Annotated in this window: 10 protein-coding genes; 2 read left to right on the forward strand and 8 right to left on the reverse strand. The window is 53.1% G+C overall.

What is annotated here, in order from left to right; all coding sequences use genetic code 11:
* Positions 1–247: 247 nt before the first annotated feature.
* Positions 248–877, reverse strand: a complete 630-nt coding sequence (locus NGM66_RS13655) for a glycoside hydrolase family 73 protein (protein ID WP_208909073.1) — start codon at positions 875–877, stop codon at positions 248–250.
* Between the two features lie 116 nt (positions 878–993).
* Here NGM66_RS13655 and NGM66_RS13660 point away from each other — a divergent pair, with 116 nt between their 5' ends.
* Positions 994–1980: a YdcF family protein gene (locus NGM66_RS13660; RefSeq protein WP_208909072.1), complete on the forward strand. Its 987-nt coding sequence runs from the start codon at positions 994–996 to the stop codon at positions 1978–1980.
* Between the two features lie 26 nt (positions 1981–2006).
* Here the strand turns inward: NGM66_RS13660 and NGM66_RS13665 are convergent, their stop codons facing one another.
* The 3 genes from NGM66_RS13665 to NGM66_RS13675 form a co-directional block, all read right to left on the reverse strand.
* Positions 2007–2984 (reverse strand): linear amide C-N hydrolase, encoded by a 978-nt coding sequence (locus tag NGM66_RS13665; protein WP_208909064.1) that lies wholly within the window; start codon positions 2982–2984, stop codon positions 2007–2009.
* Between the two features lie 83 nt (positions 2985–3067).
* The gene (locus tag NGM66_RS13670) at positions 3068–3829 is read right to left on the reverse strand and encodes an acetoin reductase (RefSeq protein ID WP_208909061.1); all 762 of its coding nucleotides are present in this window, start codon (positions 3827–3829) and stop codon (positions 3068–3070) included.
* Between the two features lie 550 nt (positions 3830–4379).
* A complete protein-coding gene (locus tag NGM66_RS13675; protein ID WP_208909059.1) occupies positions 4380–4607 on the reverse strand; it encodes a hypothetical protein in 228 nt (75 codons plus the stop codon).
* A gap of 201 nt (positions 4608–4808) precedes the next feature.
* Between NGM66_RS13675 and NGM66_RS13680 the strand changes: the two genes are divergently transcribed.
* Positions 4809–7619 (forward strand): MMPL family transporter, encoded by a 2811-nt coding sequence (locus NGM66_RS13680; RefSeq protein ID WP_208909057.1) that lies wholly within the window; start codon positions 4809–4811, stop codon positions 7617–7619.
* A 540-nt stretch (positions 7620–8159) separates the two neighbouring features.
* On the opposite strand, the gene NGM66_RS13685 is transcribed toward NGM66_RS13680, so the two are convergent.
* The 4 genes from NGM66_RS13685 to NGM66_RS13700 form a co-directional block, all read right to left on the reverse strand.
* The gene (locus NGM66_RS13685; RefSeq protein WP_208909055.1) at positions 8160–9596 is read right to left on the reverse strand and encodes an MFS transporter; all 1437 of its coding nucleotides are present in this window, start codon (positions 9594–9596) and stop codon (positions 8160–8162) included.
* Entirely contained in the window at positions 9593–10132 is a 540-nt protein-coding gene (locus NGM66_RS13690) for a PadR family transcriptional regulator (RefSeq protein ID WP_208909053.1), read from the reverse strand. The genes NGM66_RS13685 and NGM66_RS13690 overlap by 4 nt, the downstream gene beginning before the upstream one ends.
* 107 nt (positions 10133–10239) lie before the next feature.
* A complete protein-coding gene (locus NGM66_RS13695; protein ID WP_208909050.1) occupies positions 10240–10752 on the reverse strand; it encodes a hypothetical protein in 513 nt (170 codons plus the stop codon).
* Positions 10749–11219 (reverse strand): MerR family transcriptional regulator, encoded by a 471-nt coding sequence (locus tag NGM66_RS13700; protein ID WP_208909048.1) that lies wholly within the window; start codon positions 11217–11219, stop codon positions 10749–10751. The genes NGM66_RS13695 and NGM66_RS13700 overlap by 4 nt, the downstream gene beginning before the upstream one ends.
* Positions 11220–11325 lie beyond the last annotated feature (106 nt).

Below are 11325 nucleotides of genomic sequence, written 5' to 3' on the forward strand. Positions count from 1 at the left end.
GGGATGGCGCCAGCTGTGTCGACGGTGTTGGCAGAGGTTTTGTCTCTGCCTACAGCGTGGGACGACTTGAGAGACTGGCGGTCTTGGCCAGGCTTTCAAGCGAACCGGAAGCCCGCTCTTGGGCTGCAGGTGGTCCCCATAGCAGGCAGAATCCCTGGCAGCCGCAGGTACTGGTTTAGCCAACTTCAAGTTGTCACCTCACGTTGACGCGCCGCGGGAGGCGGACCACCTACACCACCACTAAGTACTAAGTGTCATACTGGTTCAAATTGTAAGTCGCAATCACGTTGTCCAGCTTCTTGGCGTAATCGGGATCGGTCGCGTAGCCATTTTCCTGCAGGAGCTTGGCCGCCGTTTGGTAATCCGTGACCGTCTGCTTGAAGTAGTTGGTTTTCAACAAGGCATCATGATCCAGGATGGCCGCCGTTAAGCTCGGGTAATCCCGGAAGTTGGCGTGAATCTGAATCTTCTTGCCATTGACGTATTCACTGGTGGGAAACGACTTGGTTTGGCCCTGGTAGCTGCCCTTCACGCCAAACGGATTGTTGGCCTGCTTGAACAGTGCCGAGGTCCCCCAGCTGGATTCCAGGATGGCCTGGGCAATCACGATGCTGGGCAGGACTTGGCCATTTTGCTGGTAAACGCGGACAGCCGGCGCCGCCATTTCCTTGATGAACTTTTGTTGGGCCGCCGTCGTCAATTGTCCCGGGGTCGCGCCCGCACTGGTCTGGGTAATGTGCGTCGACTGCATGACCGTCTTGATTTGGCCGCGCAGTAAAAGACCGCCACCCAAGACCAAGAGGACCACGACGAAGATCCAGGTCGCCGTGGCGGGGTTACTCGTTGTTTTTCGCGTTTTTCGCCGTCGTTTAGGCACCCGAATCCCTCCATTTCCGTTATAATGAAATCAATTATACCTAGATTTATTCCCGGGGCCACCCTCAGTGGGGAAGCCTCAGGAAAACTTAAACTTTACGAAAGGAGTCCCCCGCGATGTTACTGAGTGCTAGTCTGTTTCTAATTTGTTTGGCCGCCTTACTGACCTTTTGGCAACCCCACGGTCTGAGCTCTGCGGTCATGACCTGCGTGAGTGGTGGGCTGATTATTTTGCTTGCCGGCTTCTCGCAGCACGCAAGCTGGCAGCTGGTCGCCCACCTCGGTTGGGTTCTGATTGGCCTGATTGGTGCGTTGGGACTCTGCATTCTTCTCTTGATTTTACTGGTCCCCCGGTTGGTCGTCCGCAAAAATGAACACCTGACCTACGGCGTCCTCGCTGGCATCTGGGTCTGGTTATTTCTGGGCGGTGGCTGGCTCTACGGCATCACGCACGGTCAGTTCACTGGCACGCTGTGGCCCTGGCTAACCTTCATCCCCGTCTTCAGCGTCTATCTCGGCACCCTCTTCGCCGCCAGTCTGGTCGGCTTTCTGCGGGCTACCCTCTGGCGGGCGCGCAAGGCCGATACCATCGTCATCTTGGGCGCTGGGCTGTTACACGGCAACCAAATTGGCCGGGTACTCGGCAGTCGTCTAGATACCGCCCTCGCCTTGGCCAGACGACAAAAAGGCCCCGTCACACTCCTGGTTACAGGAGGTCAGGGACCGGATGAAACGACCACGGAAGCCGCAGCCATGGCAGACTATTTGATTGCTCACGACTGGCCCGCCGACCAGATCGTCCAGGAAACCCAAGCCACCAATACGTTCAGTAACTTACTTTACAGTCAACGCTTGTGGGGCCAGTTCCCGCACCAGGGTGGCCGGGTGGTCATCGTGACCAACAACTATCATTTATTCCGCGCCGAACACCTAGCTAGTCAACTGGGCATTCGCTTTGGCGGTTACCCGGCGCCAACCCGCCTCGGCTACCTGCCGACCGCCTGGGCCAGAGAGTTCTTGGCCATCATCATGTTACATCCCCGGCTCCACCGCGGCGTCTTGGTGGGCCTGATTGCGGCCAATCTGTTGTGGTTCCTAATTTAACGTTTAGAAACTTTGCCGGAAAAGGCCTAATTCAACGCGGTCACACTCAACTGGTTGGGCACGTTGTAAAATTTAGGCTTGGTCCAGGTCAACATTTCCGGTGTCAATCGCAACTGGACTGTGTCCAACCGGTTGTATGGCTGGAAATAGTACGTCAATGATTCACAAACGGTTGCGGCCCGGTACACGGAGTACGTCGGCCGGTACTTGGAGCTGCGCGGCACCGTCACGCTGTCTAGCAAGTGCCAGGCGCTGATGATGGCTTCGTCCTCATTGTCGGGCAGGTCGGCGCGTTCCTTGTAATAGGCGGCGCGCACGAACCGGCCACCCGGTGTGAACGACCCGCTCGGTACCGGCTTGCCCGAGAAGCGGCCAGTCGTGACCCGCGGCGCATTCAACGGGACCGTCCCCGCGTCAAAGTCGTCCGTGTAATTGACGTATTGCCCCAGCCGTTTTAACTGGAGCTCAAAGTCCTTACTGTTGGTGACCACGCCCAGCGGATTCTCCCGCACGCGCATGGGAAAGTGCGTGGGTTCAATGACCACGGTCCGGCCAGTGCGGTCGACCACGGCAAAGTGGAGCTCGGAATCGCCGATGTTGTTGACGGCAAAGCGGTTGGTCATCAACTGGATCTCGTCGATATGGGCTTCGATGTCCGCAACCGAGGCGTAGTGCCCCAACAGGTAGAAGGAAAATTCATAGGGTGCCAAGTGCACCTGTCCTGGCGTGGGTGTGTCGACCAGATGGGAACCGTTGGCAAACGTTAATTTCTGCACGCTCAATCCCATCTCGTTGACGCCGTCGGACACGTCGATCTCATGGTCATGCGCCCCCCCGCCGCCAATCATGGCATAGCGGTTGATGTGCACGGCGTTGTCGTACAAGCCTTGCCACTGAAAGTTGCGGGGCACAAACAAGGGTTGGACGTACAGCGCGTGCCAATCCATGGTCCGCGCTAAGATGTGACTGCCATCCTTGGCGATTTGTAAAATACTGGTACACACAGGTCTCAGCCTCCTTTAAAAGTCGTAAAAAAGTCGGCCACCGCAATTAGCGATGACCGACAGCTTTATGCAGTTATTCTATTTTAAGCGAAATTAATCCCACCATCAACAATAATGGCTTGCCCGGTAATGTAATCGGACTTCTTATCAGCTAAGAAGGAGACTAAGTTGGCCACATCAGCGGGTTGTTCGCCACGGCCTAAGGCAATGCTATCAATGTTCTTTTGTAAGGTTTCCCCTTCAGGAACGTTGTAGATCTTAGCCATGCGCTTGTCAATTTCATCCCACATTGGCGTCAACACGATACCTGGGCAGTAAGCGTTGACCGTGATCTTGTCCTTGGCCAATTCCTTGGCAGCGGCTTGGGTCAAACCACGAACGGCAAATTTAGTGGCAGAGTAGGCACCCAACATCTCAAAGCCTTCATGGCCGGCAATGGAAGATGCGCTGATGATCTTACCGCCAGTCCCTTGGGCCTTAAATTGTTCCGCAGCGGCTTGGATGCCAAAGAAAGCGCCTTTAACGTTGACGTTTAAGATTTGGTCCAAGTCTTCTTCAGAGGTTTCAATGACGGGGTCGATCTTAGCAATCCCGGCGTTGTTCACCATGACATCCAAGTGGCCCATGTCGGCAACCACGTTCTTGACCAGGTCAAACATCGCTTGTTTCTTGGAAACATCGACAAAGTAACCCTTGGCCCCGTTGCCCACTTCAGCGGCTACCGCTTCAGCGTGTTCTTTGTTCAGGTCGGCCACGGCAACTTGTAAGCCGTCGCTAGCCAATTGTTTAACGATTCCAGCACCAATTCCTTGGCCACCACCGGTAACAATCGCAACTCTAGTCATAAGAAAACACTCCTTTAGTTTGTGAAATTCACTTAGAACACTCCTTATTAAACCACACTGATGAAACCGCTTCAATTATTTTTATACCAACAGCTGGTGGCAATCAAACGGAAACATTGTCGTTGTGCGTCTTAATACGATAAAACTTGTTTTGTGCAGCTGCACAGTCGAACTGGCCACCTACCGTCCGCCAACAATAATCGATTTAGCCCCTGGTGACAGTTAACTTGTCAACTGACTCCTAGTCAACATAATGTTACTAATAGATGCCAACTTGCTAGAGCCAGTGAACTGGAAGACCAATCCCCAGGCTGGAGGCGTTCCCCAGAGCAGGCGTCTGGTTTCACCAATTATAGTGGCCAGAACATTCCGGGAATCAGCGCATTAATTTTACTTTCAGCCTTCGGTCACTTAACCAACCAAGGTTTAAGGGTTGCCCTGGAATTTCACCCACAACAAAGGCAGCGCCAACACCCTATTGCATGCCGCCACTGCCTGAACTGTCGGATACCCCACGATTTGCGGGTACTGCTATTGTTTTTGGATCATCTTACTGTTGTGCGTCGGTCAAAAACGCCTGAAAACGCCGGTCGATTTCCTTTAACCGCGCCGTCTCGCCCAAGGTGTTGGGCACACTGGCACTGATCTTCAGGTAGGCAAACATGACCTGACTGGGATCCAGCCCTGCGTCTGTGGCCAACTGGCTAGCGAAGGGGTAACGCTGGTCAGTTAACATTTTGGCAAATGGACTTTGGTAGGCTTGGTGATGCTTTGTCATTGAACTCCCCTCCCTTTTTGGCTAATACAAGTGGTTTTAACCTTACCAGTTTAGGATTTTAAAGCAACTAAAGAGTTTCTTAAACTTTGTTAAATCCGACTTAAATCGGCCCGAACGCCGGTCATTATGGTAAAATTGAGTATGGATTACACCCTGCTTGCACGGCAGGAAATTGGATACATAGAGGGGACTCAGATACTTATGCAAGAACGGATCAGAAAGCTTCACCATAACCGCATTTTTGCACTCGTATTCTGGTTGATCGTGGTATTTGCGGCTATTGTTACCTTGCCGAATGTCAAAACCATCATTCAGTATGATGGCCAACCACAATTGGCGAATACGAGTCAACCCGTCAAGGCGACCCAGATTCAAAATACCTGGGGTCGTAACTTGAACGGCACCTATACTGTCAACGCGGTTTTCAATAACCCGGACGGCGCCTTGACCAATAAGCAATTGGCGGCGGTCAACAAGACCGTGTCGAATTTGCAAAAGCGGTCAAGTTATTATGGGATTCAAAAAATTACCACCATGACAAATACGCCGACCAGCAAACCGCAACTGTTCTCAAAGGACAAGTCGACTGAGATCGTCCAACTGGCGGTCAGCCACAACCAGGGAACGGTTCGTCAAATTTCTAGCCAATTAACCGGTCAAATTGCGACCTTGGGACTCAAGACCTACGTCACCAGCCCCGAAATCGTGAGTGATGCCGCCAATGAACACATCGCGTCTTACACGCTGATCGTGATTTTGATGACATTGCTCGTGGCCTTAGTCGCCATGGGGATTTTATTCGCATCCATCATCGCCCCAATTATTACGTTCCTTGCCATTTTAATTAGCTATATTTCCACGCTTAGTCTGGCGACTAACTTGGCCTACCACTGGAACTTCGCGTACTCCGAGTACACACCGATCTTCCTGTTGTTGGGAATCAGCCTCTTCACGCTGTTGACCAGCTTCTGGTTCTTCCGTGAGTTACGCAACCACATCGACGACGGCATGGAGAGTCAGGAAGCCACGTCCAAAGTCATTCAAAATCTGGGCTACCGCATCCTGATCAGTACCCTGAGCTTGACGCTGGCCTTCGGGAGCCTAATGCTCTTTGACTTCTCGACCATCCGAGCTTATGGCCTGCTCGGCATTGGCTTTGCCATCACCGGGATCGCCAGTGTCACCTTAGTGCCCGTCTTCGCGGGGATGCTAGGAGCCAGCCTGTTCTGGCCTAAGAAGACCCGGCCGAAGTTAAAGAACCACAAGCTTTGGCATAGCCTGGCACGTTTCGGTCTGTGGCAACCTTGGATCGCCATCCTGGTCGTCATTTACCTGATCGGCCCATTTGCCTATGGTTACCGCAACCAACTCAACTATGATAATTCAACCGATATTCCAAATAATCAAGCCGTGCAGGGTGCTCGGGTCTTAAGCGCTCACTTTGGTCAAGGGAAAGCGACACCTGTCACCCTTTACCTGCAAGCCAACAAGCGTCTGGATAACCAAAACCAACTGTATCAATTGGATAACCTGACTAAGAAGCTACAAGCCCAACCTGGGGTCGCCAGCGTCACGTCCGTTACCCAACCTGGTGGTCAGCCCATCACGCAGTACTACGCCTCAACGCAATTGGGTAATTTGACCAATGAGTTGACCGGCGTTGTGGGACAACTGGGAACTGTTCGCAACGACTTGAAGTCTGACAGCACGAATCTGAAACAAAAGACTCTCCAGTCCGAAGTCAAGCGCCTGCAAAAACTGACCACGCAGACCAGTGCTTTAGTCAGTGATAGTAGCTCCCTACAAACGGCCTTGCAGACGGCTCAGTCTAAGTCATCTGCGACGTCGACGAGCTCCTCTTCTAAGCAGATCAAGCGCTACATCAGCCAATTAAATTCGGTCAATTCACAATTAAACGCCGCGCTCAGTGCGCTAAGCACGTTGTCCAGTGATGTCTCGACCACGAACTCCGACACCACGACTGCCCACTCGAACCTGAACAACTACCTGGCGACTATCAAAGCCGTCAACAGTAGCTTGAAGGATTCTCGTAAGCAAGTCAGCAGCATGCAGAAGTCACTAAACAAGATGTACCTCTACTTGAGTGGCTTACAGAGTTCCGAAGCCGCTAAGTCCTTGTACCTGTCACCGACGCAGATTGCCAGTGGCGATTTCCAACAAGCCCTGGTCAACAACACCGATGAAAAGGTCCAATCGACTTTCCTGACGATCACCTTAAAGCACGCACCAAATGCCAACGATACGGCCAAGACATTGGATCAATTGAAACAAGTCGCCACGGCCCAATTACGCGGCACCGTCCTGGAAGGCTCCCCATTAACATTTGCGGGTCAACCAGCCACCACGGCTACGATTCAAACGCAGTTCCAACACGACCTACCGCGCGTCTTAGCCCTGGTCTTTGGCATTACGCTGTTACTCCTGATCATCTTCAGTCGTTCCCTGTTGCAAGCCAGCTACTGGTTCTTGACCTTCCTGGCTTCCACAGCCGCCAGCTACCAACTCACGCACCTGTTGATGAAGTGGTTGACGGGTAACGGCGACTTTAACTGGCAAGTCCCACTGCTGGCTTTCGTTCCCGTCACCGTCTTGGCGGTCGTCGAACTGACCCAGTTGGCCTTGAGCTACCGGTTAAATGACGCTCCCCTGCTCGACTGGTTATTACCAGGAATCCACGAGGTCGGTCAGACCATGCGCCACTCACTATTCATCGTGATTGCGGGCGTCTTGGGCTTGCTGGTCGCAGAATCACAAACGTTGACAGCGGTGGTCCTGATTACCATCCTCACGGCCATCATCTTCAACCTGACCTTGCCGATCATGGCGGCCTCCTTCGGGAAGTTATCTGTCGTGTTGCCGGCACAAAAGCCCCACGAATTCCACATGCCACGGCGCAAGAAGCGTCAACGGCGTGCAGACCGGCCAGTGAAGTCCGTCACCCCAAGTGATGAGACCAAGTCCACTGATACCGATGCGTCCAAGAAAGATTAACTAGTTTGTTGAAAAGTCACTGACTGTGGTCGGTGGCTTTTTTAGTTTGGCTCAAATGGGCCTGGATAGGGCACTCCGGCAGATTGGGTCAATGAGGCTGGTAGCACCCCAAATCCCCCTCCCCGGCTTATCTAAGTACGTTCATCCATTCATTAAAGAAGTTATACAGAATCGGCCAGATAAGACGACAGGTCCGCTCAACCGCCTATCACGACACACGAAAAACGACTGTATTCCGTCAATCACCAGAAATACAGTCGTTTTATCTTAGCTTAATTTTAATTGCCGTCATTACATCCCACCGTCACACGGGCTTAGCCAACGGCGACGGAAACACCCACCGTAGCCGAGAGTGAAGCGAAATCTAGGCTCAGCCGGGGAATTTAGTAGCGCTTTTTGCTGGTAAATTGGTGACTTTGAGACGTGTTCTGCGGCTCAAAGCAAGGGCCGAGACCGGGTTTTGGCTCGGACCGTCCTCCCCCAGCGTTCCAGCCTAGAGGTTCGCGTAACGGCAGGCGGCCAGATTCAACTAGTCTTAGATTACGCCCGGGCAGGACGGCGGAAGAGCCGCCAACCCGTGATGACCGTGGCAACCAGACAAATGGCCAGTGACACCATGAAAGCCACCCGCATCCCGGCAATAAAGATTTCCGGGTGCGCTGGCAGGTAAGCCGTCACCCGGTGGCCGGCGTAATGCCCCATCGCACTGAATAGAACGGTCGTGGCAATCGAAATCCCAATGATCATCCCCAGCTCCCGGGCCAAGGCATTGATACCACCCGCGACGCCCAGGTTTTGGACCGGCACGGAGCTCATGACGATCGAGTTGTTCGGTGACATGAAGATACCGTTGCCCAATCCGACCAGGCCGATGAAGAACATGAAGACCCACAGTGGCGTCCCCAGATTGGCCAGCATATAACTGACCTGACTGATGGAGATGAGAACCAGCCCAATAAACGTCAATAGTTCTGGCCCGATCTTGTCAGACACGGTCCCGGCAATCGGCGCCACGACCACCTGCACGATGGGAAAGGTCATCAGCGCGTATCCGGCGTAATTGGCCGCCATCCCCCGGGCATTTTCCAGGTAGAATGGCGCAATTACGTTGAAGAAGAAGTTGGCCACGAAGATCAGGAAGGCACAGAGAATGCTGATGGTGAAGCGTTTATTCTGAAAGAGCGTCAACGCGAGGATGGGATCGGCCACCCGCAATTCCAGCCGAACGAAGGCCACAATGGCCACGACGGCGACGACGAAGAGACCCAGAATCAGCGGCTGACCAAAGCCAATTTCCTGCCCGACAAAGACGGCCGCAAATAGGCTGACCATGATAAGGGCAAACAGACTGGCCCCACCCCGGTCAATCGGCGCGTGGGTCACCGTGATGTCGCGTGGTAGGATGCGTTGGCCGATGAACCAGGCCACGATACCGACCGGCACGTTGATCCAGAAGATGTAGCCCCAGTGGAGATGGGCCAGAATCAGGCCGCCGACACCGGGACCGGCGATACTCCCCAACGCTACGAAGGACCCAATCATTCCCAGTGCGCGCCCGCGTTCGCTGAACGGGAAAACCTCGGTGATGATGCCGTTGTTGGTGGCCATGGTCATCGCGGCGCCCACGGCTTGAATGGCCCGGGCGACCAGTAGAAAGACCAGCCCAGCACTGAAGCCACACAATAGCGACCCCAGAATGAACAGGACGGACCCCATTTTAAAGATGCGAATCTTCCCGCGCGTATCGCCTAGCTTGCCAAAGACCAGCAACAACGCGCAGATGACGATCAGATAGATGGACACGACCCATTCCGCTTGGTTCATGGGGATGTGTAGGTCCCGACTCATGACGGGCAAGGCAATGTTCACGATGCTGGCATCCAGCGTCGACATGAAGGTGAAGAGGCACACGGCCACCAAAATCCACCAGCGGTGCTTTTGAATCTGCGGGTCGTCCGCAAAGGTTTTAACTTTCATTGTTCAACTTCCTTATCCAAACGCGCCAGCCGAGCTGCGATCCAATCGGCTTGGGCTTGCGCGCGTAATTGTTGTAACTGATTGACGTCCAAGGCGTCGACAACGTCCAGCGGCACCATGCGCGGATGGTCTGTCAAATACCCCCGGACCGCCGCCAAATTGGTCAGCTGCGCCTGACTGAACGCCTGAAAATCCCGTAACACGGTCCGTTGTCCTGCCTTATCCAGTAAATGGAGAAAATTACATTTGATCTGAAAGGCCAACTGGGCCTGCTTATTGATGGTAACTGGCTGTAACACCAGCTGTCGGAAATGCGCCCGCCCTTGCACGGTCAACGTGGCTGCGCGTTTAGACCGGGACCCCGTTCCACTGGCTAACACGATGTCCCCGGCCTGATTCAAGCGGTCCAGTAGCGGATACAGCACCCCGTAGCTCACGGTCTGTTCCTGTCCAACGACGGTCACCAAGGCCTTGCGCAACTGGTAGCCCGCCATGTCATGGTCCATCAATTGCCCCAACACAAATAATTCGTACACACCGTTCCCTCTTTTCTGCTTGCCTAGTATAATCTATCTGGCCGATACATGCAACGGGTCAAAAAAAACAGCCATCTCTGGTTGCGAAATGACTGTCTGTCTTGACACTAAGTCGTGGAAATTACTGCCAAACGGCTCCTCAAAGACTGAACCTTTTGACACAGTTGATTCGGCGTATCCACCACGCCAGTAAAGACGATTTTGACAATTGAATCTTCGTGAAAACCTGCTTCATCAGAAACGTTTTTTGCTAATTCAGCTAGCCACACTATCAAATCAAAATTAGAATCCGTAACTTTCTCCAAGGCATCCACCACTAAGACGATATTCCTACTAAATAGAGTCGACACTATCTCCGAAGCTAACGGCTGGCTTGGCAATTGTAATCTCCGGGCAATCTCTTCCCTGAAGGCCTCAAGTGTCATTCTTGCTGTTACCGCGATACGCAGGCTGCGTGTGTCATACTTTACAGATAATTGTTTGAGACTAGCGTCAACCAAATTCATTCTTTCCTGTCCAATCGGACTTACGACTATAATCTGTCTTCCTGGTTGGGAAAACTCTCGAAATATAGGTTTTCTAACCGGACCTGCAAAGTATTCAGCGTCATGTCTCATCATTCCGGTTCCGCCTGCACCAGCCGTTGCGCCTCAGCGTTCGGCAACAGCCGGTAGCGAATCGGTCCCTCGTCCGGTACGATGGCCAGGAGAGTCTGGTCGGCATCAAAGGCTCCTAGGTTCAAGGCCATCTCGCCGTCAACCTTGGCAAAGCCCTTCAATCCCGCGGCCACAAAATGGTGAATGTACTTCATACGGTCCTGGCGCTTATCTGCCTGCTTGGCGGCGCCGGCTAGCGTGAAGCCCTCGTCCAAGAAATACTTGATCAACGTGACCCGTACAAACGTCTTAAACGTGTAGACCCGCGCTTGCTGGCCATCTTCCCGTTCACGCGCGGTGATCAATTCCTTTTTCTCCCAGTATCGCAACTGCCGGGCAGACACGCCCGTCATGGATGCCAGCTCCCCGATCCGAAAGACCAAGCGCTGAACGTCAAAATACTGCCGTGCCTCATTTGAAAATTGTGCCATCTCCTAGGTTCCTCCCCTTAACGCTTATGTGAGAGCGTAAAATATCTTGTGTAAATGCATAAAAGATTTCTGAATTGTATAGAAATAGGGAATGCCTTCCCTTATG

Origin of the sequence: Levilactobacillus yiduensis (genome assembly GCF_024718525.1) — a bacterium.
Taxonomy (GTDB): domain Bacteria; phylum Bacillota; class Bacilli; order Lactobacillales; family Lactobacillaceae; genus Levilactobacillus; species Levilactobacillus yiduensis.

Coding starts and splice junctions, on each gene's coding strand:
- NGM66_RS13660 (WP_208909072.1), top strand. CDS start 994: ATGTTACTGAGTGCTAGTCTGTTTCTAATTTGTTTGGCCGCCTTACTG.
- NGM66_RS13685 (WP_208909055.1), bottom strand. CDS start 9,596: ATGAAAGTTAAAACCTTTGCGGACGACCCGCAGATTCAAAAGCACCGC.
- NGM66_RS13675 (WP_208909059.1), bottom strand. CDS start 4,607: ATGACAAAGCATCACCAAGCCTACCAAAGTCCATTTGCCAAAATGTTA.
- NGM66_RS13700 (WP_208909048.1), bottom strand. CDS start 11,219: ATGGCACAATTTTCAAATGAGGCACGGCAGTATTTTGACGTTCAGCGC.
- NGM66_RS13670 (WP_208909061.1), bottom strand. CDS start 3,829: ATGACTAGAGTTGCGATTGTTACCGGTGGTGGCCAAGGAATTGGTGCT.
- NGM66_RS13680 (WP_208909057.1), top strand. CDS start 4,809: ATGCAAGAACGGATCAGAAAGCTTCACCATAACCGCATTTTTGCACTC.
- NGM66_RS13695 (WP_208909050.1), bottom strand. CDS start 10,752: ATGATGAGACATGACGCTGAATACTTTGCAGGTCCGGTTAGAAAACCT.